The organism is Stenotrophomonas sp. SORGH_AS_0282 (assembly GCF_030818125.1).
GTDB lineage: Bacteria > Pseudomonadota > Gammaproteobacteria > Xanthomonadales > Xanthomonadaceae > Stenotrophomonas > Stenotrophomonas rhizophila_A.
This window is the reverse complement of the sequence record NZ_JAUTAB010000001.1, coordinates 820,053-844,366: the sequence shown is the minus strand read 5'-3', so window position 1 is coordinate 844,366 and position 24,314 is coordinate 820,053. Positions and strand designations below refer to the sequence as shown.

The window sequence follows — 24,314 nt, the reverse complement described above, 5'->3', positions numbered from 1 at the left end:
GTGGAGTGAGGGTGGCTTGGGAGGGATGAACGGTGTGGCAAGGGGGGCGCACGCGGGGCTGATGGGATTGCGCCAACCGCGGAGCCGACCAACGGTCGGCGCTACAGCCTCGTGCGCCTTGGATCAGGGCTTCGTTGGGCTGTTCGGCGCAATCGCTGGGCAGGGGCGATGATTTCACTGCATACTCGGGGGCACCAGGGATTGCTGAACAAAGCCACACGCTTGATGACCGGGTACGGTCTGAACGGGTTGGTCCATCGTTGCAGCCCGTTGTGCCCCGCGTGGTGAGGTTCGTCCGTCAACTGGATGCCATCCATCACCCGGGAGGGGACATGCTGGAACGTTATGGGCTTTCTCTGGCGCTGTTCTGCGCCATTCTCGCGATTCTCTACGGCATCGTGTCGGCACGCTGGATCCTCCGGCAACCGGCGGGCAATGCCCGGATGCAGGAAATCGCCGCCGCCATCCAGGAAGGCGCGCGCGCCTACCTCAACCGCCAATACCTGACCATCGGCATCGCCGGCGCGGTGCTGTTCGTGCTGGTCGGCATCTTCCTCAGCTGGTACACCGCGATCGGGTTCGCGATCGGTGCGGTGCTGTCCGGTGCGGCCGGTTACATCGGCATGAACGTGTCGGTGCGGGCCAACGTACGCACCGCCGAAGCGGCACGCAATGGCCTCAGTGCCGCCATGGATGTGGCATTCCGTGGCGGTGCGATCACCGGCATGCTGGTGGTCGGGCTGGGCCTGCTCGGCGTGGCCGGGTATTACGCGCTGCTGCTGCGGATGGGGCTGGACACTGCCGCAGCGCTGCACGCGCTGGTTGGATTGGCATTCGGCTCCTCGCTGATTTCGATCTTCGCCCGGCTGGGCGGCGGCATCTTCACCAAGGGTGCCGACGTGGGCGCGGACCTGGTCGGCAAGGTCGAAGCCGGCATTCCCGAGGATGACCCGCGCAACCCGGCGGTGATTGCCGACAACGTGGGCGACAACGTCGGCGACTGCGCCGGCATGGCCGCCGACCTGTTCGAAACCTACGCGGTGACGGTGATCGCCACCATGCTGCTGGGCAGCCTGATGATCGCCGAAGCCGGCCGCAACGCGATCCTGTATCCGCTGGTACTGGGCGGGGTGTCGATCATCGCGTCGATCATCGGCGCGATGTTCGTGAAGGTGAAGCCGGGCGGCTCGATCATGGGCGCGCTGTACAAGGGCGTGATCGTGTCGGGCGTGCTGGCCGCCATCGCCTTCTACCCGATCACCCTGCAGCTGATGCCGGACAACGCCCACGGGGCAACGAACCTGTACATCTGCGCGCTGATCGGGCTGGTGCTGACCGGGCTGATCGTGTGGATCACCGAGTACTACACCGGCACCCAGTACAAGCCGGTGCAGCATGTGGCACAGGCCTCCACCACCGGGCACGGCACCAACATCATCGCTGGCCTGGGCGTGTCGATGAAGTCCACCGCGCTGCCGGTGATCGCGGTATGCCTGGCGATCTGGCTGGCGCATCTGCACGGCGGCCTGTACGGCATCGCCATCGCGGCCACCGCAATGCTGTCGATGGCCGGCATGATCGTGGCGCTGGATGCCTACGGGCCGATCACCGACAACGCTGGCGGCATCGCCGAAATGGCCGAGCTGCCCCCGGAGATCCGCAACATCACCGATCCGCTCGATGCGGTGGGAAACACCACCAAGGCGGTGACCAAGGGCTATGCGATCGGTTCGGCGGCATTGGCCGCGCTGGTGCTGTTCGCCGATTACACCCACAACCTGCAGGCCGCGCATCCGGGTGAAGTGTTCGCCTTCGACCTGTCCGACCACACGGTGATCATCGGCCTGCTGATCGGCGGGTTGATCCCCTACCTGTTCGGCGCGATGGCGATGGAAGCAGTGGGCCGCGCCGCCGGTGCGGTGGTGGAAGAAGTGCGCCGGCAGTTCCGCGAGATTCCCGGGATCATGGAAGGCACCGGCAAGCCGCAGTACGACCGCGCAGTGGACATGCTGACCCGCTCGGCGATCCGCGAAATGATCGTGCCTTCGCTGTTGCCGGTCGCGGTGCCGGTGGTGGTGGGCCTGCTGCTGGGGCCGCGTGCGCTGGGCGGGCTGTTGATCGGCACCATCGTGACCGGCCTGTTCGTGGCGATCTCGATGACCACCGGCGGCGGTGCCTGGGACAACGCCAAGAAGTACATCGAAGACGGCCACTTCGGCGGCAAGGGCAGCGAGGCGCACAAGGCGGCAGTGACCGGCGATACCGTCGGCGATCCGTACAAGGACACCGCCGGCCCGGCGATCAACCCGTTGATCAAGATCATCAACATCGTGGCGCTGCTGCTGGTGCCGTTGTTGTAACGGTCATGGTGCCGCGACACCTTACAGGGTGTCGCGGTATCGGTTTCGTTCGACGTTCCGTGCTACGCGCATGGCGGATTACGTGCACAGGATCATGGCTTTGACACGCATGGCGTGTCACTACGATCCATGGTCGCTCATGGGGTGTCGCCTGACCCGCACCATCACGGCAACGGCGTCGGCCGCGACAACACGTAGGCCGCGCTTGCGGCGAAGAACAGCCCGACGCCAAGCAGCAACGGCCACGACGGCCTCGCGCCCCAGCAGAACATCGCAAACCCGAATGCCATGCCGCCGGCGGCAAATGCCTTGCCCTTGCGACTCACCGCGCCCTGCTCGCGCCAGGCGCGCAGCGACGGGCCGTAGCGCGGATGCTCCAGCAGTTTGCGCTCGAAGCGCGGTGAGCTGCGCGCGAAGCAACCCACCGCCAGGATCAGGAAGATGGTGGTGGGCATCACCGGCAACAGCGCGCCGATCACCCCCAGCGCCACCATCACCCAGCCCAGGCAGAACCAGAGCCAGCGCATCAGCGCGACACGGCGCGCACGCCCCTGCTCATGCGAATTCCAGCTCCACGTGATCGTGCACGCTGCGGAACGCGGCATCGGCCGCATCTATCATCTGCTGCTCTTCGACTTCGGTGAGTACGACGCTGTCCAGCGCGGCGGTGAACTCGCGCCAGTGGCGTGCGGCACCATCGGGATGCGCGGCCAGGTGGCGTGCGCCGAAGTCGGCATCCAGGCCCAGCTGCGCGGCCATCTTGTACAGGATGGTGCCGCCCAGGTTGGAGCCTTCAGCCACGTACAACCAGCCCAGTGCGGCAGCCAGTGGCAGGTCCGGGTCCAGCCGCAGCGGCACCGGTGCCGGCAGGGTCTGTTCCAGATCGCGCAGGTCACGGGTGACCTGCGGCAGCCGCCGGCGTTCGGCCAGGTCGGGCAGCAGCGCATCCAGCGCGGCGTTGGCGTACAGGCCATCGATATCGCGGTGGAAGCGGTACTGGACCCGCAGGAAGCGCGCGAACCGCCCACGGTCGGCGAAGATCTCGCCGGCCATGATGCGCTTGTCCAGCGCGCCGTGGCTGTCTCGGGTGGCGGCCTTCAGGCGCTGGCTGCGGGTCGCTTCAAGGGTATCGGTGGCGTTCATGGCGTTCTGGCAGAAAGAAGGTGGCAGCGCCGGGCAAGGTCCGGCACAGGGATAAGACGCCTGTCGCGCAGACTACCCCAACCCGGATTGCCGGTGCTGCCCTCCCCCCCCATTCCGGCGATGCCATCCTCACCTTGGGGTGTTGATAATGGAGCATTCTTCCGCCCACAAGGATTGCCATGATGGACACCACCGAATCGCGCATGACCAACCTGTTCGAGCAGTTGGGGTTGGACTCCAGCCCGGAGGCCATTGCGGCGTTCATCCGGGCGCACCAGCTGCCCGGCGACGTGACCTTGGCCGAAGCCACTTACTGGAGCGATGCGCAGCGTCAGTTCCTGCGCGAAGAGCTGAAGGAAGATGCGGATTGGGCGATCGTGGTGGATGAGTTGAACGAGGCGCTGCACGCGGATGCGACCGCCCGTTAGCGTACGCGCGAGCCGGGCAGAGCCCGGCTCGCGGGTTTTCTCAATACCGCCAGGTGACCGCCAGGCGCATGATCCGGCCCGGGGCCGGCATTACGCCCAGTGCGAGCGGGTCGAGGTAGTAGCGGTCGGTCAGGTTGTCCACGTTGAAGTCGACCGCCAGCTGCTCGCTGGCCTGCCAGCTGGCGAACACGTCCACGATGGTCGCCGGCTGGTACAGCTGTTGGATCGCCGACAGGCCCACGTTCCATTCCTTGTCCAGTTTGCTGATCGGACCGCTGTTGTGGATCACGCGGGTGCCAAAGCTCAGCCGCTGGTCCAGCAGCCGTGAGCCCAGCGTCAGGTTGACCGTGTAGCGCGGCGGATTCTGGGTGTTGCTGTAGGACCCCTCGAACCCACCGTCGACGCAGTCCGGCGTTTTGGCCAGTTCTTCGTTCTTTCGCTGCACGCCGTATGCGCGGCGCTCGGCGGCGATGTCCGGGGCGCAGGTCTTGGCTTCGAAGTAGTAATGCGCCGACAGATCGGCGAACACCTTGCCGGCGTCATAGCTGGACTGGAACTCCAGCCCGGAGACCTTGAAGCGGTCGATGTTGCGGATATAGCCGGCCGACAACGTGCGGTAGTCGCGCGTGATCAGGTCGTCGATGCGGGTGTTGAAATAGGCCAGCTTGAACGCGGCCTGGTCGCCTTCGGCAAACAGATCATGACGCACGGTGCTGGCGCCCACTTCCCAGGTGCCCGCGCGCTCGGGCTTGAGTTCGCCGCCCACCGGCTTGGCCGCGGTGAACAGGCCCAGAGTGCTTTCGAACAGGCTGGGCAGCTTCACGCCTTCGGCGTACTTGAGGTAGACCAGGGTGTCTTCATCGGCGTGCCAGGTGACGCTGGCGGTGGGCATGAACGCGTTGTCGGTACGGCGGATCGGCTGCGACCAGGTCCAGCTGGTGGGCACGACCAGGTCTTCGGTGGCGGTGACATCGTGGAAATTCCAGCCGGTGATGTCGGCCACCGTGCCCTTCTTGTACGGCGAAGCCAGCAGCGAGGCCTCGGTGAACTGGCCGTTCGCATCCGGGTACCAGTTGAGCATGGCGATCCGCTGCGCGCGCCACGCCGGCAGCGCCGGGTTGCCGTTGAGCAGCTGGGTATAGCGGTACTGGCCGATCACTTCCTCGGTTTCCGGGGTGGCCAGGCGGTTGCGGTCGTGGATGCTGACGCGGTTGAAGCGGCCACCCACCAGGATGTCCCAGCGCTCGCCCGGCTGCCACTTCATCGAGGCCACCGCGCTGTATTCCCTGCGCGTGGCATTGCGCAGGAAGCGGTTGTTGACCAGGTCATCGTGCATGATCGGCGCGCTGTCGCCGGGACCCACGTCTTCATCGCTGAAGGACAGCCCGTAGTCGAAGGTGAACAAACCGGCGCTGTCGGTAGTCATCACCATGGTGTTGGACACGTCCAGGCCGAACCGCGTCTGGCTCATGTCGTTGCGGTAGGCATCCTTGTAACCGGGGTCGGTGTTGAAGGTCGGGCCGTCATACCATTCGGTGCGGCGGTCGAAGTACCACGGGGTGATGCCGGTCAGGCCGTTGTACATCAGGCTGTCGGCCTGGGTGTACCAGAGGTTGGCCTTCAGGTCGACGATGTCGTTGCCCGGGTTGAAGCGGTAGCGCAGGTTGTAGGCATCCAGGTCCACGCTGCCCGGCTCCCACTGCGGCACGCGGTCGCGGTCCACGCGGATGATCTGCGAGGCCATGATTTCACCCTGGCGGCCGCTGTAGTGGCGGTAGCCGGCCTCCAGCGTCTGCACGTCATCGATCCGCCAGGTGCCCTTGAGCAGCACCGAGTTGGACTTGGAGGAGGTGTTGAACACTTCGGTGTTGGGCGGGTTCAACGGTGCCAGGGTGCGCCGGGTCTGCGGGAAATCGTCGTAGCCATGCTTGCCCGAATAGTAGTTGCCGGTATCGCGCCAGGCGTAAGCCGCCACCAGGTCAAAGCTTTCCCAGTGCTTGCCGCCGGCGATGTTGAAGAACTGCCCGCCGAGGCTGCTGCGGTCGGTACCGGGGGTGCCGTTGTAGGCGGGAAGGTCACGCGCGCTGCCGTTGGAGATGCCGCTGCGCACGCGCAGGCCGGCGTCCTGGCCGTCGCGCAGCACGTCGCCGATGTTCAGCGTTTCCATTTCCACCACGCCGCCGATGCCGCCCGACGCATTGGCGCCCAGGCTGGGGCCCTTGGTCACGGTGAGGCTGGAAATCAGATCCGGGTCGAGGTAGGTGCGCTGCGACTGGCCGGCATAGCCGCGGTAGGTGTCCATGGTGGACTGCCCGCCGTCGATGATCACCGGGATGCGGCTCTGGCCCTGGATGCCACGGATGTTGAGGTCCAACGCGTTGGCCGTGCGCGGATCACCGGCGGTCACGCCGACCACGCCCTTGACGATGTCGGCGGTGGAGGTGCCACGGAAGCGCTCGAGGGTGGTCCGTGGCACATACACGCTCGAACCGCTGCTGCGGTACTGCTCGAGCGCACGCTCGGCGGTGCCTTCGGCGCTGGCCTGGTCACCGGCCACGCGCAGGGGCGCGGTGTGGATCACGCCATCCTCGCCCTGGCCGCGCGGCGCGCGTTCCAGGGTGACCGCGCCCGGCCCCAGCGCGCGCGGTGCCAGGCCACTGCCCTGCAGCAGCTGCGCCAGTGCGGCCTGCGCATCCAGCGCGCCGTATACCGCGGTGGAGCTGGCACCGTTGGCGAGTGCGGCCGGGTAGGCCACCTGCACACCGGACTGGCGCATGTAACTGCGCAGCGCATCGGCCAGCGGTTGGGCGGGGATATCGAACGGGCGGGTGGCGGCCAGTGGGGCGGTGTCGCCGGACTGGGCCAGTGCCGGCAACGCGGTGGCCGAGGCCAGGCCGGCGGCCAACAACGCGGTGCACAGGCGGGACGGGCGCAGCATCGGCGCCGGTCGGGAAATGGGAAGCATGTTGAAACCTGTTGAGAGGCGATGCCGCGAAAGCACGGCTTCCCCGCACGGGGTGCGGGCGCTGCGACGTACGTGGCGGCGGCGGGTACGTTCGGGGGTAAGACGTGCGGGGCGATCCCTTCCCCAAGGCGCATTCAGCGCGCGGGGGTGGCGCTCACGATCGCCACGCCCATCGGCAGGCGGGTGATGCGCAGCCCGGCCGACATCGCCAGCGCATCCAGCGCCTGCTCGGGCTGGTCCACGCGCAGTGCGGCGTTGACGGCGGGCAACGACGACAGGTCGCCGCGCACGAACGTGGGGCCTTGGCGATAGCGCGCAATCTGCGCGACCGCATCGGCCACGCCGCTGGCATCGAGCAGCAGCTCGCCGTCGCGCCATGCGGCAATGCGGTCGGGGGCCAGGTCGTCATGGCGCACCACCCGGCCGCCAGGCGCAAAGCCGGCGCGCTGGCCAGCCAGCAGGTAGGTCCAGCCGCCGTTGGGCGAGGCCGCGACGCGGACCTGGCCCTGCGAGACTTCCGCTTCCACTCCCTGCGGGGTGCTGGCCACCGCGAACGCCGTGGCGATGTCCTCCACCACACCGGCCTGTGCGGTCACCTGGAACGGCTGGGCGCGCCCGGGCGCAACTTCGAACCAGGCGCGCCCGCGCAGCAGGCGGATGCTGCGGCGCTGGTCGTCATAGTCCACGGCAATCGCCGAATCGGCATCGAGCACCGCGCGGCTGCCATCGGGCAGGGCGAGCGTGACCACGTCGTGGCTGCTGCGGTAATCGGCACGCAGGCGCAACCAGGCTTCGGGTGACACCCACACCAGCGCCAGCGCGGCGGCAGCGGCCAGCACCAGGCGGGGAACGCGACGACGGCGGACATGCGGACGCTTCGCCCCCGCCGGCGGCTGCGCCACGGCCTGCCACAGCTGGCGCTCGTATTCGAACGCGCGGCGGTGCCCGGGCAGGCTGAGCCAGTGTTCGAAGGCCTGCATGCGTGGCGCGTCCACGGCGCCGGAGGCCAGCCACGTGATCCACGCCTGTGCCTGTTCGGCAAGCAGGTCGGGCGAGGTGGGCGCGGTCGGGTCGGTAGGCAGGTCGTGCGGGCTCATGGCTGGCAAGGATGCGGAGGGCAGCGCCGATACCATCAAGACGTGTGGGAACGGCACTTCCCCAAGCCCCCGCGCCTCACCGCCCGCTGCGCGCCCATGCCAGCCGCTGCAACGCAGCGCGCACATGGTTTTCCACGGTCGTGACCGACACGCCACGGCGCCGGGCAATTTCCGCCTGGGTCAGCCCCTGCAACCGGTTGAGGCGGAAGATCGTGCGGGTCGGTTCGGGAAGGTGGTCGGCGGCGGCGAGCACGCGCTGCAGCTCGTCCTGGGCCATGGCCTGTTCTTCCGTGGACAGCACTTCATCCGGCCCCCACAGGTAGTGGTCGGCCAACAGCCGCGTCTGGCGGCTGCGTTCCCGGCCCTGGTCGGTGGCCAGGTTGGTGGCCAGACGGTACAGATAGGCCCGCGGGTTGTCGATGGTCACCCCGGCATCCACCCCGCGCGCCTTGAACCAGATGGCCTGGATCACGTCTTCGGCGCTGCCGTCGCTGCCCAGTATCCGCTGCACCCGACGCAGCAGCGCCGGGCGTTCGCGGATCAACAGGTCGGTCAGGGTGGATGCGTTGGAGGACATGCAGAGGTGGCCCGGTGCGGCGGCATCTTACCCCTCAAATGAGAATGCGTCACGTTAAGCGCGCGGCCGGCGCACCGCCCGCACCTTGCCGCTGCGCCCGCCGCCGGCGTAGAACAGGCCCGCGCCATCGGCCTCCAGACCGCTGACATGCATGCCCTCGGGCATGCGCAGCTGCTCCAGCACCTGCCCGCTCTGGGCATCCACGCGTCGGATGTCGCTGCGTTCGCCGTCGTCGGTGCCATGCCAGAGCTGGCCATCGACCCAGGTCACGCCGGTGACGAAGCGGTCCGATTCAATCGTGCGCAGCACCTCGCCCGTGGCCGGATCCACCTGGTGGATGCGGCGTTCGCGGTATTGCCCCACCCACAGGCTGCCTTCGGCCCAGGCCATGCCCGAATCGGTGCCGCCGCCAGGCGCGGGAATCGAGGCCAGCACGTTGCCGGTCTGCGGGTCGATCCTGTCGATGCGCGCTTCGGCGATCTGGTAGAGGTGGGTACCGTCGAACGCGGTGCCCGCATCGCAGGGCACGGCCAGCGTGCGTACCGGGGCGCCGCTGTCCGGATCGAAGGCCAGCAGCGCCGGGCCGGTGGCGGCCCAGACATGGCGGCCATCGAAGCTGACACCGTGGATGCAGTCGGCGCCGTCAAAGGGACCATATTCGCGGGCCACCTCGGCGTCGTGCACGCGCGGGGCAGCGGCGGGGTTCAGCGTTCCAGTGTTCATTGCAGCATCTCCTGGCACATCGGAAGGGGTGCCTGGCAGCCACCCTAGTCGCCCGGCAGCGCTGCCGGGAGTAACAAGATCGTCGTGAATCCGGACAGCGGCATGGCCCACCAGCGCTGCGTGCGCCCGCCCCCGGTCGCGCGTGCCTGGCCGGTGCTTTCCAGTGCCGCCAACGCGCGCTGCACCGTGCGCTGGCTGGCGCCCAGCGCCAAGGCCAGTGCCGAACTGGACCAGGCCGCCCCATCGGCCAGCAATGCGGCAACGGCGCCCTGCTCGCCTTCGATCGGCGGCGCCAGCACCACCACCGCGATGCCGGGCGCGGCTGCCAGCCGGTAGCCGTTGGCGGTCGCTTCCACCGACAGCAGTCCCTTCACCGCAGCGCGGACGCGCCCCATTTCCACCCGGAGCCGCGCGCGGTGGCTGTCGTCGCCATTACGAGTGCGGAACACCTCGGCAATCAACACGTCGCGGTCTACATCCCCCGGCCACGCCTGGCCGACGGCACGCAGCAGCGCAAACAGCAGCGGCCGGCGCGCCAGTGACCGCCAGCGCCCTCCCAGCCACACGCCGCGCCGGCAGCCATCCACCACACAGGCCGTTGAGGCCAGCAGGTCCTGCACGGCCTGGAGATCCAGCAGGCGGTCAGCGGCCTCCCGGGCCACCCGGCGTGCCGCCGGCTGGGCCAGATGGCGGCGGGCCTGCACGACCTCTGCGTGCAGGGCGCCGATGCCCGACGCCTGCGCGGCGGCCGCAGCCGCCTCCAGCGCCGCCGTCGCCTGCGACACCCGCAACGCGCGCGCCGCCAAGGCCGCTTCGGCCAGCCCGGCCATGGCGGCCAGGGCGGGCGTCAGCGCCCTGCCCTGCACCTTCGCCAAGGCCGATTCGGCCTCCTGCCGACGCCCGAGCAACAGCCAGCGGCGGGCCAGGATCAACCAGGCCTGCAGCGCATTGTGCGGATCGCCGCGCTCCTCCAACGCATGGGCGGCGGCCAGCAGCGGCGCGGGGGTATCGGCAAGATCCCGCAGCGCCAGCCCCACTTCCGCCTCCGCCACCACACAGCGCGCCCGGGCCAGCACCTCATCGGCGCCAAAGCCGCGGTGGGCCAGCCGCAGGAGCTCCCGGGCCCGCTGCAGCTCGCCCAGCTGAGCCATGGCCACGCCGCGCAGCGCCAGTGCCGGCGGGTCGCCGCGCAGGGCCACGTGGCCCAGTGCGGTCAGTACGTCGCCAGCGGCAAGGGCACGTGCGGCGGCGGCGAGCAGGGAGTCCATGCGCGCAGGCTAGCGCAGGCAGTCTCCCAGTGCCTCGAACACGGTTTTTCCCGTACCGGGCAGCCGCTGGAACAGCGGCTGGGGTCCGTCCAGTGCCGCCAGCAATGCCGCCACGGTGGTGCCGCCGCCGGTCGGGAAGTGGCACAGCCAGGTGGGCTGCTGCCGCTGCAGGGCGCCGGTCGCCGGGTCCACCCGCAGCTCGCTTGCAGCGAAGGCCCAGCCGCAGACATTGACCCTGCCCGTGGCCCGTTCGACCGAGCAGCGCAGTTTCAGCGGCTGGTAATCGGTGTACTCGCCTTCGCAGAAGGTATCGGGGCAGACATCGTCGAAGCCGGCTTCAAGACGATGGCGCAGGTCGCGGAAGGCGGACCAGTTCGCCTGCGGCGTAGGGTAATCGACCAGATCGACGTGCAGGGGCGCAGCGGGCGGCGGGCTGGCGGCGGCCGGGCCGGCAACGGCCAGCGCCAGCAGGATCAACGCGGCCAGGGCGTTGCAGGGGTGGCGGGAAGGCAGTGGAAGGGTCATGGGCGTGCTCCGTGAAGGGACCTCCACCGTGCGCCTGCCCACGCCCGGGCGGGATAAGCCGGGTGCGCTGGTGGCGGTCGGCGATCGCCACTGCGGCGGGTCGGATAGTCCCCACCCTGCACGTTGGCCGGCAAAGGCATAAAATGGGAGGTCTTATCGCGCCATCCCCCCTCTCGGAGCACACCATGGGTCTGGAACTCGTCTCGCCCGGCAAGAACCCGCCGGAAGAAATCAACGTCATCATCGAGATCCCGAAGGACTCGGAGCCGGTCAAGTACGAAGTGGACAAGGAAACCGGCGCGATCTTCGTCGACCGCATCCTCTCCACCCCGATGCGCTACCCCTGCAACTACGGCTACGTGCCGAGCACCCTGTGCGGCGACGGCGATCCGGCCGACGTGCTGGTCGTGCTGCCGCTGCCGCTGGTTCCGGGTTCGGTGGTGCGCTGCCGTCCGGTGGGCGTGCTGAAGATGAGCGACGAAGCCGGCGGCGACGAAAAGATCCTGGCCGTGCCGATCTCCAAGGTGTTCAGCGGCTACGCGCACGTGGAAGACATCGAGCAGGTCTCCAAGCACTGGCTGGAGCGCATCGGCCACTTCTTCGAGCACTACAAGGACCTGGAGAAGGGCAAGTGGGTCAAGCTGGATGGCTGGGGCGGCGCCGCCGAAGCCAAGCAGATCCTGGTTGAAGCGCACCAGCGCTACCTGTCCAGCAACAGCTGAGGCTGAATGACCCTGCTCCGGCGCTGGTCGCCGGAGCGATGGGCATCACGTTTTTACAATGCGGCGCATCACTGTTTGCGCCGGATTGGGTACATTGCGACTTCTACACCGTCCACGGTGGGGTTCACCGTGGTCACCCAGGGGATTGTGTCGTGCGTATTCTGCTAGTTGGGGACGAAGCCAGCCTGTCGGCTGAGCTGATGGATTTCATTGCCGATCTTGGGGAAGAGTGGCAGCCGTTGCGGGCACCCGATGGCCAGACGGCCATGAACATGGTGGCGTCCACGCCGGTGGATGCGGTGATCGCCTGCCCCTCCCTGCCCGATCTCAACGCGACCACGCTGCTGGGCCAGATCCGGACGCTGCGCCCGGAGACGATCCGCATCGCGCTGGTTGACGCGGCCCAGGGCAACCGCCCGCCGCCGGCACGCCTGATCGGCGTTGCCCACCGTTTCCTGCCGCTGCCGCTGGCACCGGAAGTGCTGCTTGAAGCGCTCACCAGCCTGGAAGAGCTGCGCGAACTGCTCGACAGCGCGCGCCTGCGCAGCGCCATCGGCCGCATCGAGAAGCTGCCCTCGCCGCCGCACCTGTACCTGAGCCTGACCCAGGCGCTGGAGCATGACGACGACACCGACACGGCCGATGTCTCCAAGCTGGTGTCGGCCGATCCGGCGATCGCGGCCAAGGTGCTGCAGCTGTCCAACTCCGCTTTCTTCAACAGCGGCCGCACCATTTCCGACCTGCGCACCGCCGTGACCCGGCTGGGCCTGTCGACCCTGCGCGACCTGGTGCTGGCCAGCGAGGTGTTCTCGGCTTCGCCGCTGTCCAGCGGTGAACGCAACGCGCTGCAGCAGCGTGCGCTGCTCGCTTCGCGGCTGGCCGCCAAGCTGCTGCCCGATTCCAGCGCCGAACTGGGCGCGACCGCCGCACTGCTGGCCGATATCGGCCTGCTGCTGCCCGGCGTGCGCAACGAGCGCAGTGAGCCGGCCGACGACGCCGACCCGCGCCCGGGCCACAGCGAAGCCGGTGCCTACCTGCTGGGGCTGTGGGGCCTGCCGATGCCGATCATCGAGGCGGTGGCCTTCCACCTGCAGCCGCAGCGTTCCAACACGCGCAGCTTCTGGGTGACCGGTGCGGTGCACGTGGCGCTGGCGCTGGTCAACGGCGACCCGGTGGACGAGGACTACCTGCAGCGCGCGGGCGTGCTGGCCAAGCTGCCGCAGTGGCGGGACCATGCCAATGGGTTGATGGGGTTGGCTACGGCCGGCGCTTGATGCTTCAAGCGTAGATCAACGGCCGGCCAACGGCCGGCGCTACCCAAAGCCGACCTTTTGAAGGTCGGCTTTTTTCTTTGCCCTGCGGGCAAAGAAAGAGGGCGGCCCTTGCGGGCCGCCCTCCTTTTATTGCACCAGTGGTTCGATGGATCAGAACTTCTGGGTGTACTTCATGTACAGGAAGCGGCCGATATCGAAACCGCCGTAGTAGGCGAAGCTCGAGTTCGGTGCCGAGTACATCAGCGGACCCTTGTGGTCGAACACGTTGTTCGCGCCCAGGGCGATGGTGGCATCCCACGGTGCCTTCCAGCTGACCTGCAGGTCGTGGAAGGTGTTGGAACCGGTCTTGCGCAGCGGAGCCGCTTCGCCATTGGCGATGCGATCCGGGTCGGTGCAGCCGATGGCGATGCAGTCTTCGTTCATGCCCGAGTAGTAGCGAGCGGTGTAGTTCACACCGAAGTCGCCAAGCGCCCAGTTGACGGCCAGGTTCGAACGCACGCGGAACAGGGCATCCTGTGCCACGCGGCCGATCATGATGTTGTCACCCGCAGCGTTCTGTGCCGACTCGTCGTACTTGGCCAGGTAGCTGGTCTGCCAGTCGATGTTGAACTGACCAATGCCCAGTTCCGGCAGACGGTACTTGACGCCCAGGTCGTAACCTTCGGTTTCCATGGAGCCGAGGTTGGCGGTGCCGTAGGTCAGCGCGCTGATGTGGCCGTCAGCCGCACGCACGATGCCGTCGCAACGCGACGAATCGCCCAGCACGTAGCAGTCACGCAGGATGCGATCAACGCTGTCAGCGATGATCATGTCCTTGATCTCGTAACGGTACCAATCCAGCGAGACGTCCAGGCCCTGCACCCAACGCGGGCTCCAGACCAGACCGACGGTCTTGCTCTTGGAGGTTTCCGGCGACAGGTTCGGGTTGGCACCGGAGATGAACTGGTCACCGGACTGGCACGGCAGGGTGCCGCACACTTCACCGGCCTGGCCCAGCTGCACGTAGTTGGCCGGAACGCCAGCCGCCGAGCACGGGCCGTTGCCGGCAACGCTGCCCGGTGCGGTGGTGCCGCACGGATCGATGTAACGCTCGAAGCTGGAGCTCAGGCCGCCGTACAGATCGGCGATGGTCGGAGCGCGGAAGCCCTCGGCGTAGGTGCCGCGGACCAGCAGCTCGTCCATCGGACGCCAGGTCAGACCGAACTTGCTGTTGGTGGTGCCACCGAAGTTGCTGTAGTCCGAATAACGGCTGGCAACGTTCAGGGTCAGTTCCTTGGCGAACGCCATGTCGGCCAGGATCGGCACGTTCAGTTCGAGGTAGACCTCGTTCAGATCGTACTCACCCTGGGTCGGCTTCTGGCCCAGGCCGGTGGACATGCCCGACTGTGCGAAGGCGTCCGGCACGTAGCTGCCTTCTTCCTTGCGGTGCTCCACGCCCACGGCGAAGCCGAGGTCGCCGGCCGGCAGGGCCACGATGGAACCCGACAGGTTGGCGGTGAAGCTGGTGGTCTTGGTCACACCACGGGTGGTGTAGGTCGGGAACAGGAAGTCCTGCAGGTCCTGGTCAGCCAGCGAACCCTGGCCTGCAACGCCGTACGGCAGCAGCGGGTTCCACGGACGGCAGTCACCCAGCGCGATCGGGTTGGCAGCGGTACCGCACTGTGCCACGCCCTGCGCGTTGATGAAGGACGCACCCAGCGCCTGCTGGGAACCGATCAGGCTCATGTCGCCGCGCTGGGTCTTGATCGACTCATTGCGGTTCCACAGCGCGCCGACGTCCCAATCGAAGGACTTGCCGGCCAGCTCGAAGTAGCCGCTGATGGTCGGCGCGAAGCGCAGGGTCTTCAGCTGGCTGTCGGTGGTACGCGGCACTTCCCACAGGCGGCGACGGAAGTCGACGTCCTGGCCGCCGACGCCATTGACGGCGGTCGGGTTGAAGGCGCTGTCGGCCGACAGCGGGGTTTCGAACGAGGTCGACTGGTACGGGTAACCGGCGATCTGCTGGAACGTGTTGCGCTCGTTGTAGAGCACATCGGTGTTCAGGCTGATGGTGTCGGTGAAGTCGTAGGTGCCGTTGATGTACAGCGACTTGCGCTCAACGCCGGTCAGCAGGCTCATCTGCTCGTTGGAGTTGGCGTACTCGGCACCGGTGATCTGGTGGTAGTCGTTCGGGTTGTTCGGGTTGCCACCCGGGTTCAGGGTCTTCCACACCGCCGTGTCGGTATCGGTGCAGTCCACCTGCGTCGGGTTGCACCAGCTGCCATTCTGGCTGACGGCGCTCCAGTCAGCGGTGGTGGAGTTCGGGCCCTTGCCGCCATCGCGGCTGTACCAGCGGTCCTTGGCCCACACCGGATCCTGCTTGGCGTATTCGGCCGACAGGGTCAGGCTGCCACGCTCGCCGGTCGCACCGAGGGTCATCGAGTACTGCTGGTTGTCGCCGTCGCCCTTGTCGTACTGACCGAAGTAGACCTTGACTTCACCACCGTCGACGTTCTTGCGGGTGATCACGTTGACCACGCCGGCAATGGCGTCCGAACCGTAGATCGAGGAGGCGCCGTCCTTCAGGACTTCAATGCGCTCAACGGCCGACATCGGAATCTGGCTCAGGTCCTGCAGGCCCGAGGTGGTGGCGCCGAGGCGCTTGCCGTTCATCAGCACCAGGGTGCGCTGGGCGCCCAGGTTGCGGATGTCGACATAGGCACCGCCCACGTCTTCGCCCGAGGACAGCGAATCCGAACGCGAGATGGCCGGCGAACCGGCCGAGGTCAGGTTGTTCAGCACGTCGGCGACGCTCGAGAAGCCCTGCTTTTCCAGGGATTCGCGGGTCATCGTCAGGATCGGCTGCTGGGTCTCCATGTTGGCACCGCGAATACGCGAGCCGGTGACCGAGATGCGATCCAGGTCAGTGGTGCCGGAGGCTGCTTCCTGTGCCGAAGCGAAGCTCGGCACGAGCGCCAGCGCAATGCCGGCCGGCAGAAGGCCCAGCCGCACTGCGGGAGTACGAAAATTCATCAATCTCTCCAAGGTACGTTAGTAGCGTGTTAAACCGCCTCGGAAAGTTACGATTGCGTTACCGTTAATTATTTGCGCGATGCCACCGGACTCTTTGCCGACTTTGGCGAAAGCGATCCACCGGTCTGCCGGAAGCCCGATGCCGACTGGCCATAACGGGCGCGGAACGCACGCGCGAAGCTGCAGCAGTTGTCGAAGCCGCTGGCGGCGGCCACTTCGCCGATCATCATGTCGGTGTCGCGCAGCAGGTCTGCGGCGCGCTCCAGGCGCAGGCGCGCCGACAGCGACTGCGGGCTCTCTTCGTAAAGGCTCTGGAACGTCTTGGACAGGTACCAGCTGGAGAAGTTGGTCAGCTCGGCCAGTTCGCCGATGCGCACCACCCGGTGGCTGTTGCCTTCCAGGTACAGGCGCGCGCGCTGCATGCGGCCGAACACCTGGCGCTTGCGGATGCGCGAGCGGCCCGGACAGCGCTGCACGCCGGTGGCCATGCCACGCTGCATCGAGGCCAGGTGCAGCAGCACCGGGCGCAGGGCCTGCGCGGGCTGGCCACTGGCCAGCGCATCGCGCCACAGGCGCAGCGCCACCCGCACTTCACTGCGGCTCATGCTGCCGCGGCCGGCGTACAAGCTGCAGTCGGCCAGCTCGCCCAGCGCGCGCAGGGCTTCCGGGGCCAGGCTTAGGCCGATGCACAGGCCATCGCGGCCGGCCTGGATCATCGGCTTGGATTCCTTCTCGAACGCAATCCACTCGCGCTGGCGCAGGCGGAAGCGGCCTTCCTTGGATTCGACCCACGCGCTGCCGCGCAGCTGCATCCACACGGTGAAGGTGGTGCCAGCCGTCTGCAGGCTGCCCAGCCGGGCCACGCCCAGGCAGGTGGGCAGCGGACCGTCGTCGACGATCTTGTCCAGGGAGAGCGATTGGCCGCGATCGGCGAGGGAAAGCTGACGCATGACGTACACCGGGGTTTGCCGTTACGGGGCAACCGTTTTGCCAAGTCAGGCGGTCTGCGTCAGGACGTTTCGACGAGATTGATCCGAATTCGCCACGACGCCCCCACGAAAGAAGTACGAAGACTACTTTCCTTTCCAGAACAACAGGTTGGGCACCGACGAGAACACCGGGCGGGGGGGGTCGGGCAGCGTCATCACCCCGATGTCGGCGCCGTCGGCGACCGCCAGGGCCAGGTACAGCGCGCTGCCATCGGGCTGCGCGCTGAAGCCGTTGCCGGCGCTCAGTCGATCGGCGTCCAGGCAGTACTCCGCCCCCTGCGACGGGCTGTTGATCCGTGCGAACACGGTGGAACAATCCGCCCGGCTGGACAGGTAATCCAGGCTGCCATCGCGGGCCACCGCCCAGGTGCGGTAGCGCCAGCGCGAAGGCCGATCCTCGCTGACCTGCTGGATGCTGGCCGGATCCAGGCGCAGATCGGCCGACCACAGGCCGCCCGCCGCCAACCGGGTGAACAGCACGCGCTGGTTGGCCGCATCCAGCCGCGCCTGGGACACCCCATCAACGTGGCCCAGCAGTTTCCACGGCGTGGCACGCCGGTCAAACAGCGACAGGCGCATGCGCTCGTCGTCGTCGCGCTCCACGACCAGCACGTGGTCGTTGTCGCCGGCGTACAAGGCCTGCAGGGGCTGCGCCACCGGCACCGGCAGCGCCACGATCTGTTCGTCGCGCGGTGAAACCTCGTAGATCACCGGCCGCGCCTGGGCATCACGGCCCGATACCAGCAGATGGGTGCTGTCAGGCGACCAGTCGGCGGATTGCCGGGTTTCAGGACGCAGGCCTTCCACCGGCCGCAGCGATTCGGGGCGCGACAGGTCCGCCCACCACAAGCCGTAGTTGCCGGAACGATCGGAGGTAAACACCAGCTGCCGGCCATCGGGCGCCAGCATCGGCTGGCCATCGCGACCGTTGGAAGGGAACAGGCGTTCGGGCGTGCCGGGTCGGCCGTCCTTCACCGGCACGCGGAACAGGCCGAACTGCGCCTTGCGGTGCACGAAGGCCAGCATGTTGTTGGTGCGCGACAACGCCGGCGACTGCGCGTCGTCCAGGCCCACATCGCGCAGCGTGCGCGTTTCAGTATCCAGTTCGTACAGGCGTGCCTCGCTGTCCACGCGGCGCCCGAACACGATGTGCCGGCTGTCGCCCCGCCATGCCCAGCCACGGATTTCGGCCGAATCGTTGGTCAGCTGTTCGGGCACGCCGCCGCTGGCCGGGAGGCGCCAGAGGTCGCCGATCTGCGGGTTGCGCACGAACACGATCCAGCGGCCGTCCGGCGAGAAACGCGGGGCGTAGTCGAAGCTGTCGTCCGCAACCTGGTAGTCCACCGGGGTCCAGGCACCGCTGGCGATGTCCAGCACGCGGATGCCGCGATGGGCATGGCGGCCGGACAGCGAGCCGAATACCAGGCCACGCCCGTTGGGCGTCCAGTCGAAGCTGAGCAGCTCGGTGCCGTCGCAGCGCGTGACGTGGCGGATCGCACCACCGGTCGCACTGGCGATCAGCACTTCGCAGCTGCCCGCCGGCCCGAACCGCGCAAATGCGATATCGCGGCCGTTCGGCGACCAGTTCGGGAAACGGTCGGAATGGCCCGCAGGCGTATCGGTCAGCAGCCGCGCGGGCGCGTTGCCGGAGGTCTGCACCTTGATCGCACTGCCGTCGCCAGTCGCATCGTCGGCCTCGTAAGCCACCTGCGATCCATCCGGCGATACAGTCGGGTAGGTCTCGAAGCCGGCCGTGGCGGTAATCAAACGATACGGGCGCTGCGGGCTGCCGACCACGCGGCTGCCGTCTTCCAGCACGCCACTGCCTTCAGGCCCGCGCGGCGGTCGCTGCAGCAGCAGTGCGGCCATCACCAGCAGGGCGATGAACATGCCCAGGCCGATGGCCAGGAACACATAGCGCCGGTTGCGCCGCCAGCGGCTGCGTGGGCGCGGCGCAGGGGTTGCCGCAGCGAACACGGCCGCCAGCGCATCGCGTTCGTCTTCATTGGGCGCGGCATCGACGTCCGGGCCGGGTTCGACCACGACCGACACAGGTTGCAGCAGCCGGTAACCCGTCTTGGCGATGGTTTCGATATAGGCGGTGCCGGCGTCGTCGTCGCGCGAGAACGCCTTGCGCAGCTGGGTGATGGCCTGGGTCAGCACATCGTTGGTGGGCAGCGTATCCGGCCAGACCTCGGCGAACAGTTCCTCGCGGGTCACCACCGCACCGGGCACTCGCATGAGCACCTTCAGCACACCCAGCGCCTTGGGCGTGAGCCGGCGCGGACGACGCGCGCCCTCCACCACCACCTCACGCGACGACAGCGTGATGGTGCAATCGCCGATCCTCAGGCGGTCGGCAGCGGGGGTCTCACTATCCAGGCTGATCATTCCGGCGCTACGTAATACAACTGAACAACAGGAACGCAGCATTCATCGAATCAACCACAGATCGAACGAACCGCCAGATTCCGCACACGTCATCAGTGCAAAGGGCAAAGACACTGAAGCGCGCGAATACTAGCCTATGCCGGTTAACTGCGCCTGTGCGCGCAGAGGACATCAGGCCTCTCTCGCCGACGAATCCACATAAATTGCTTCAACATTCGCGCCGCTTGGCGCGAATTTTTTATCTGCGATTCAGCAAGTTTTTAACGTTGATTCAGTAATTTTTTATCGACTATTCAGTTTCGGGCATTGCGGATCATGGTCAATCCGACCAGTCGCGACACCACCAACGCTACGTACATCACGCCTGCGAACTGTTCCAGCATCACCAGCGCGCGTGCTTGGGGATGCACCGGCACCACGTCGCTCAGGCCCACGCCGGACAACAAACTGAAGCTGAGATAAAGCAGCTCCATCCAGGTGCGCAGTTCGCTCTCGCTGGTGGCCACGAAGCTGCCCGGAAACCACTGCTGGCAGACGGCGAACGCAAAGGCGAACGCCCAGGCCAGCAGCGTGAAGGTCGCGCCCGCGGCGAACAGCTCGTCGCGGGTCACCTTGTGGTCCTGCAGCATGTAGGCGATCAGGCTGCCTGCCGTATAGAAATACAGCAGGCATTCCAGCAGCTGCGCGGTGGTGACCAGCGCCGGCCGCCCCAGCAGCGCCCCGGACAGGGAGAACACCACCGAGGGAATGGCCAGCAGCAACGCCACCCACATGCCCAGCGGGCTGCGCCGCACCACCCACAACGCCAGGCCAAGCACTGCGATGCCGAACGCGCCGAACAGCGCGCGCCCGGCCCCGGACTCGTCCATGGCCGGGTACAGCAATACGCCCAGCAGCTGCACCCCCAGCAACCAGGCCGAAGGGTGCCGACGGGCGATGGCCAGCCATCGGGTGGTGCGCGCTATGGCCATCGTGGTGTCCCTGCCCCTGTGTCGATGGCCGAAGCTTAACGGCTGTCGTGCCCGGGCGGCATGACGGCCGTCCCGGCCGCGTAGTCGCGCACGTCCTGGGTGATCTTCATCGAACAGAAGTGCGGGCCGCACATCGAGCAGAAATGGGCCTCCTTGTGGGCGTCCTTGGGCAACGTTTCGTCATGGAACTCGCGCGCCTTCTCCGGATCCAGGCCCAGGTGGAACTGGTCTTCCCAGCGGAACTCGAAGCGCGCCCTGCTCAGCGCGTTGTCGCGCACCTGCGCACCCGGGTGGCCCTTGGCCAGGTCGGCGGCGTGTGCCGCGATGCGGTAAGCCATGATGCCGTCGCGCACGTCCTGGCGGTTGGGCAGGCCCAGGTGCTCCTTGGGGGTGACGTAACAGAGCATGGCGGTGCCGTACCAGCCGATCATCGCCGCGCCGATTGCGCTGGTGATGTGGTCGTAGCCGGGCGCGATGTCGGTGGTGAGCGGCCCCAGCGTGTAGAACGGCGCCTCGCCGCACTCACGCAGCTGCTTGTCCATGTTCTCCTTGATCAGCTGCATCGGCACATGGCCGGGGCCTTCGATCATGGTCTGCACATCGTGCTTCCAGGCAATCCTGCTCAGCTCGCCCAACGCTTCCAGTTCGCCGAACTGCGCGGCATCGTTGGCGTCGGCGATGCAGCCGGGGCGCAGGCCATCACCCAGCGAGAAGGTCACGTCGTAGGCCTTCATGATCTCGCAGATGTCCTCGAAATGCGTGTACAGGAAGTTCTCGCGCTGATGGGCCAGGCACCACTTGGCCATGATCGAGCCGCCGCGCGAGACGATGCCGGTAACCCGCCGCGCCGTGAGCGGCACGTGGCGCAGCAGCACGCCGGCATGGATGGTGAAGTAGTCCACGCCCTGCTCGGCCTGCTCGATGAGCGTATCGCGGAAGATCTCCCAGCTCAGGTCTTCGGCGCGGCCATCGACCTTTTCCAGCGCCTGGTAGATCGGCACGGTGCCGATCGCCACCGGCGAGTTGCGCAGGATCCATTCGCGGGTTTCATGGATGTGCTTGCCGGTGGACAGGTCCATCACGGTGTCACCGCCCCAGCGGATCGCCCACACCAGTTTCTCCACCTCCTCGGCGATGCCCGACGACACCGCGCTGTTACCGATGTTGGCGTTGATCTTGGTCAGGAAGTTGCGGCCGATGATCATCGGCTCGCTCTCGGGGTGGTTGATGTTGTTGGGCAGCACCGCCCGCCCGCGCGCGATTTCCTCGCGCACGAACTCCGGCGTGATAGAGGCGGGGATGGAGGCACCAAACGACTGGCCGGGGTGCTGCATCAGCAGCGCCTCGTCACGGATGGCCTCGAGGCGCTGGTTCTCGCGGATCGCCACGAACTCCATTTCCGGAGTGATGATGCCGCGACGGGCATAGTGCATCTGGGTGACGTTGGCGCCGGCCACGGCACGTCGCGGTTGCAGCCGCGACGGGAAGCGCACCGCGTCCAGCCGCGCATCGGTTTCGCGCGAACGCCCGAACGCCGAGCTGGGCCGGTCCAGCAGTTCGGTGTCGCCACGCTCGGCGACCCAGCCGGCACGCAAGGCGGGCAAGCCGGTGGACAGGTCGATGCGGGCCTCGGGGTCGGTGTACGGGCCGGAGGTGTCGTACACCGTCAGCGGGGCGTTGTCGCCACTCAGCGCAATCTCGCGCATCGGCACCTGCAGGTCGCAGCGCGAGCCGGGCACGTGGATCTTGCGTGAGCCGGGAATGGGTCGGGTGACCGACTCGGACAGCTGCTGGGCCTGTTGCTGCAGGGCGGAAGGGTGTGCGTTCATCGGGCATCGTCCTGGGTTGTCGGTGCGAGGGTTCGCACAGCGAGGGACGAAGCGGCGGCGCACGGCCGGCGCGCGGCGCGCGGATCCCAGGCGGGGGCTGGGCGGCGCGGTGCATCGGCTGTTGCGAAGCTTCCCTACGCCGGTATCAACCGGATCAGGTTCGAAGGGACTGTCTCAACCGAGGCCACATGGCCGCGGTACCCCCGCTTCGGGGCGGATTAGACCACACCTGCACCGGAAGTGTGAACAGCCATGTCATGCCGCCTTGGCTAGACTGCCGCGCATGGTATTTCGACTCTCCATCGCCCTGGTGGTACTGCTGGTGCTGGCCGCTGGGGTGGCACCCGACCCGTTCAACGAGATCGTGCGCGGCGGGCTGGTGCACATCGTCCGCAGTGCCGGCTGGCTGTACCTGCTGGTGGTGTTCATCACGCTCTCGTTCCTGCTCTATCTCGCTTTCGGGCGGCTGGGTTCGCTGCGGATCGGCGGTGAAGATGCCGAACCGGATTTCTCCAACGCCAGCTGGATGTCGATGCTGTTCGCCGCCGGCATGGGCATCGGCCTGGTGTTCTGGGGCGCGGCCGAACCGGTCTCACACTTCGTCACCCCACCCGAAGGCCTGCCCCCGCAGAGCATGGAAGCGGCACGCGCCTCGATGCGCTATGCGTTCTTCCACTGGGGCCTGCACCCGTGGGCGATCTACGCATTGATCGGGCTGGCGATGGCCTGGTTCCAGTTCAACCGCAACGGCCGTGGATTGATCAGCGACCTGCTGCAGCCGCTGATCGGCGCGCACCACCGGGGGTGGATCGGCACCGTGGTCAACGTTGCGGCGGTGGTGGCCACCGCGATCGGCGTGGCCACCACGCTGGGCTTTGGCACCATCCAGATCGCCGCCGGGCTGGAGCGCGTGTTCGGCCTGCACGCCGGCGCGCCGCTGCAGCTGACCATCATCGCCGTCGCCTTCGTGCTGTACATGGCCTCTACCGCCAGCGGCGTGCACCGTGGCATCAAGTGGCTCTCCAACTTCAACCTCGGCCTGGCCGCGTTACTGCTGGCGCTGGTCCTGGTGCTGGGCCCCACTGCCTTCATCTTCGATACCTTCACCACCACCATTGGCGCCTACCTCAACCAGCTGGTGACCATGAGCCTGCGCATGTCGCCATTCTCGGGCAGCACCTGGGTGGCCGACTGGACGATCTTCTACTGGGCGTGGTGGATTGCCTGGGCACCGTTCGTGGGCTCGTTCATCGCCCGCGTCTCGCGCGGGCGCAGCATCCGCGAATTCGTGCTCGGCGTAGTGATCGCACCCAGCGTGCTCGGCTTCCTGTGGTTCTCGGTGTTCGGCGGCACCGCGCTGTGGTCGCAGATCTTCGGCCATGTAGACCTGGTGCAGGCACTGGGCACCGGCTACGAAACCGTGCTGTTCACCATGTTCGACAGCCTGCCGCTGCCCACCGTGCTCTCGGTGATCGCACTGGTGCTGCTGATGATCTTCTTCGTCACCTCGGCAGACTCAGCGGTGCTGGTACTGGCCAGCATGTCCACCGACGAAGCCGGCGACCCGCCACTGTCGCGGAAGATCACCTGGGGCGTGGCGATTGCCCTGATCGCCGCCGTGCTGTTGCTGGCCGGCGGCCTGGACGCGCTGCAGGGCATGATCACCATCGCCGCCCTGCCCTTTGCACTGCTGATGCTGGCCGTCATGTGGTCGCTGTACCGCGTCCTCGACATGGAATACGCCCTGCAGCGCCGCCGCGCATTACGCGCGCGGCGGATGATGGATGCCTGGATCGAGCGAGAGATCGCCGCGCAGGAAGAGACGCGTGATGAGGCGTCGCGGGCGGATACTTAGCGCGTAAGAGCAGCGTTTCAGTTCTTACTGGCAGGGGGCGACCGTCGGGTAGCCACGCTCCGGGACACGCCGTAAACCCATCCATGGGGGCTTGGCAAAAACATCCATGTTTTTGACAGTCCCTCCGGTGGCTACCCGCCGGCCGCCCCCGACAGACGGTCGCCTGCGGATACGAAAATCAGACA

18 protein-coding genes and 1 riboswitch are annotated in these 24,314 nt (G+C 67.2%); of the genes, 5 read left to right on the top strand and 13 right to left on the bottom strand.

Annotation, left to right across the window (positions count from 1 at the left end):
- Positions 1-332: 332 nt before the first annotated feature.
- Positions 333-2,360, top strand: coding sequence for a sodium-translocating pyrophosphatase (locus QE395_RS03635; protein WP_095363571.1), 2,028 nt, complete (start codon positions 333-335; stop codon positions 2,358-2,360).
- A gap of 164 nt (positions 2,361-2,524) precedes the next feature.
- Here QE395_RS03635 and QE395_RS03630 read toward each other — a convergent pair whose 3' ends face one another.
- Positions 2,525-2,887 (bottom strand): YbaN family protein, encoded by a 363-nt coding sequence (locus tag QE395_RS03630; RefSeq protein ID WP_068853917.1) that lies wholly within the window; start codon positions 2,885-2,887, stop codon positions 2,525-2,527.
- A 28-nt stretch (positions 2,888-2,915) separates the two neighbouring features.
- Positions 2,916-3,503, bottom strand: a complete 588-nt coding sequence (locus QE395_RS03625) for a biliverdin-producing heme oxygenase (RefSeq protein WP_093533625.1) — start codon at positions 3,501-3,503, stop codon at positions 2,916-2,918.
- Positions 3,504-3,685: 182 nt separating this feature from the next.
- On the opposite strand from QE395_RS03625, the gene QE395_RS03620 reads away from it, so the two are divergent.
- A complete protein-coding gene (locus tag QE395_RS03620; protein ID WP_068854771.1) occupies positions 3,686-3,931 on the top strand; it encodes a DUF2789 domain-containing protein in 246 nt (81 codons plus the stop codon).
- 40 nt (positions 3,932-3,971) lie between these two features.
- Here the strand turns inward: QE395_RS03620 and QE395_RS03615 are convergent, their stop codons facing one another.
- The 6 genes from QE395_RS03615 to QE395_RS03590 form a co-directional block, all read right to left on the bottom strand.
- A complete protein-coding gene (locus QE395_RS03615; RefSeq protein ID WP_306987593.1) occupies positions 3,972-6,896 on the bottom strand; it encodes a TonB-dependent receptor in 2,925 nt (974 codons plus the stop codon).
- Positions 6,897-7,030: 134 nt separating this feature from the next.
- Complete coding sequence (locus tag QE395_RS03610; RefSeq protein ID WP_095363569.1) at positions 7,031-7,993, bottom strand: FecR domain-containing protein; 963 nt, start codon at positions 7,991-7,993, stop codon at positions 7,031-7,033.
- Positions 7,994-8,069: 76 nt separating this feature from the next.
- Complete coding sequence (locus tag QE395_RS03605; protein ID WP_095363568.1) at positions 8,070-8,570, bottom strand: RNA polymerase sigma factor; 501 nt, start codon at positions 8,568-8,570, stop codon at positions 8,070-8,072.
- Between the two features lie 54 nt (positions 8,571-8,624).
- The gene (locus QE395_RS03600) at positions 8,625-9,293 is read right to left on the bottom strand and encodes a glutamine cyclotransferase (RefSeq protein ID WP_306987592.1); all 669 of its coding nucleotides are present in this window, start codon (positions 9,291-9,293) and stop codon (positions 8,625-8,627) included.
- 44 nt (positions 9,294-9,337) lie between these two features.
- A complete protein-coding gene (locus tag QE395_RS03595; RefSeq protein WP_306987591.1) occupies positions 9,338-10,561 on the bottom strand; it encodes a helix-turn-helix domain-containing protein in 1,224 nt (407 codons plus the stop codon).
- 9 nt (positions 10,562-10,570) lie between these two features.
- Positions 10,571-11,086 (bottom strand): hypothetical protein, encoded by a 516-nt coding sequence (locus tag QE395_RS03590; protein ID WP_306987590.1) that lies wholly within the window; start codon positions 11,084-11,086, stop codon positions 10,571-10,573.
- 185 nt (positions 11,087-11,271) lie between these two features.
- Between QE395_RS03590 and ppa the strand changes: the two genes are divergently transcribed.
- Both ppa and QE395_RS03580 read left to right on the top strand, forming a co-directional pair.
- Complete coding sequence (gene ppa, locus QE395_RS03585; protein ID WP_068853925.1) at positions 11,272-11,808, top strand: inorganic diphosphatase; 537 nt, start codon at positions 11,272-11,274, stop codon at positions 11,806-11,808.
- A 152-nt stretch (positions 11,809-11,960) separates the two neighbouring features.
- Entirely contained in the window at positions 11,961-13,082 is a 1,122-nt protein-coding gene (locus tag QE395_RS03580; protein ID WP_306987589.1) for an HDOD domain-containing protein, read from the top strand.
- A gap of 150 nt (positions 13,083-13,232) precedes the next feature.
- Here the strand turns inward: QE395_RS03580 and QE395_RS03575 are convergent, their stop codons facing one another.
- The 5 genes from QE395_RS03575 to thiC form a co-directional block, all read right to left on the bottom strand.
- Entirely contained in the window at positions 13,233-16,094 is a 2,862-nt protein-coding gene (locus QE395_RS03575; RefSeq protein WP_306987588.1) for a TonB-dependent receptor, read from the bottom strand.
- Positions 16,095-16,162: 68 nt separating this feature from the next.
- Positions 16,163-17,044, bottom strand: coding sequence for a helix-turn-helix transcriptional regulator (locus tag QE395_RS03570; protein WP_068853928.1), 882 nt, complete (start codon positions 17,042-17,044; stop codon positions 16,163-16,165).
- Between the two features lie 123 nt (positions 17,045-17,167).
- On the bottom strand, positions 17,168-19,474 hold the full coding sequence (locus QE395_RS03565) for a winged helix-turn-helix domain-containing protein (RefSeq protein ID WP_306987587.1): 2,307 nt from the start codon (positions 19,472-19,474) through the stop codon (positions 17,168-17,170).
- 293 nt (positions 19,475-19,767) lie between these two features.
- A complete protein-coding gene (locus QE395_RS03560; RefSeq protein WP_068853930.1) occupies positions 19,768-20,445 on the bottom strand; it encodes an ion channel in 678 nt (225 codons plus the stop codon).
- 35 nt (positions 20,446-20,480) lie between these two features.
- Positions 20,481-22,274 (bottom strand): phosphomethylpyrimidine synthase ThiC, encoded by a 1,794-nt coding sequence (gene thiC, locus QE395_RS03555; protein WP_306987586.1) that lies wholly within the window; start codon positions 22,272-22,274, stop codon positions 20,481-20,483.
- Positions 22,275-22,387: 113 nt separating this feature from the next.
- A riboswitch (TPP riboswitch) is annotated at positions 22,388-22,489 on the bottom strand.
- A 68-nt stretch (positions 22,490-22,557) separates the two neighbouring features.
- Between thiC and QE395_RS03550 the strand changes: the two genes are divergently transcribed.
- Complete coding sequence (locus QE395_RS03550) at positions 22,558-24,129, top strand: BCCT family transporter (protein WP_210131005.1); 1,572 nt, start codon at positions 22,558-22,560, stop codon at positions 24,127-24,129.
- Positions 24,130-24,314 lie beyond the last annotated feature (185 nt).

Bases quoted from the DNA above. Each gene is read 5' to 3' on its own strand.
- QE395_RS03620 (WP_068854771.1), top strand. From the start codon at position 3,686: ATGGACACCACCGAATCGCGCATGACCAACCTGTTCGAGCAGTTGGGG.
- QE395_RS03600 (WP_306987592.1), bottom strand. From the start codon at position 9,293: ATGAACACTGGAACGCTGAACCCCGCCGCTGCCCCGCGCGTGCACGAC.
- QE395_RS03635 (WP_095363571.1), top strand. From the start codon at position 333: ATGCTGGAACGTTATGGGCTTTCTCTGGCGCTGTTCTGCGCCATTCTC.
- QE395_RS03560 (WP_068853930.1), bottom strand. From the start codon at position 20,445: ATGGCCATAGCGCGCACCACCCGATGGCTGGCCATCGCCCGTCGGCAC.
- QE395_RS03565 (WP_306987587.1), bottom strand. From the start codon at position 19,474: ATGATCAGCCTGGATAGTGAGACCCCCGCTGCCGACCGCCTGAGGATC.
- QE395_RS03615 (WP_306987593.1), bottom strand. From the start codon at position 6,896: ATGCTTCCCATTTCCCGACCGGCGCCGATGCTGCGCCCGTCCCGCCTG.
- QE395_RS03605 (WP_095363568.1), bottom strand. From the start codon at position 8,570: ATGTCCTCCAACGCATCCACCCTGACCGACCTGTTGATCCGCGAACGC.
- QE395_RS03630 (WP_068853917.1), bottom strand. From the start codon at position 2,887: ATGCGCTGGCTCTGGTTCTGCCTGGGCTGGGTGATGGTGGCGCTGGGG.
- QE395_RS03595 (WP_306987591.1), bottom strand. From the start codon at position 10,561: ATGGACTCCCTGCTCGCCGCCGCCGCACGTGCCCTTGCCGCTGGCGAC.
- QE395_RS03590 (WP_306987590.1), bottom strand. From the start codon at position 11,086: ATGACCCTTCCACTGCCTTCCCGCCACCCCTGCAACGCCCTGGCCGCG.
- QE395_RS03570 (WP_068853928.1), bottom strand. From the start codon at position 17,044: ATGCGTCAGCTTTCCCTCGCCGATCGCGGCCAATCGCTCTCCCTGGAC.
- QE395_RS03550 (WP_210131005.1), top strand. From the start codon at position 22,558: ATGGTATTTCGACTCTCCATCGCCCTGGTGGTACTGCTGGTGCTGGCC.
- ppa (WP_068853925.1), top strand. From the start codon at position 11,272: ATGGGTCTGGAACTCGTCTCGCCCGGCAAGAACCCGCCGGAAGAAATC.
- QE395_RS03575 (WP_306987588.1), bottom strand. From the start codon at position 16,094: ATGAATTTTCGTACTCCCGCAGTGCGGCTGGGCCTTCTGCCGGCCGGC.
- QE395_RS03610 (WP_095363569.1), bottom strand. From the start codon at position 7,993: ATGAGCCCGCACGACCTGCCTACCGACCCGACCGCGCCCACCTCGCCC.
- QE395_RS03625 (WP_093533625.1), bottom strand. From the start codon at position 3,503: ATGAACGCCACCGATACCCTTGAAGCGACCCGCAGCCAGCGCCTGAAG.
- thiC (WP_306987586.1), bottom strand. From the start codon at position 22,274: ATGAACGCACACCCTTCCGCCCTGCAGCAACAGGCCCAGCAGCTGTCC.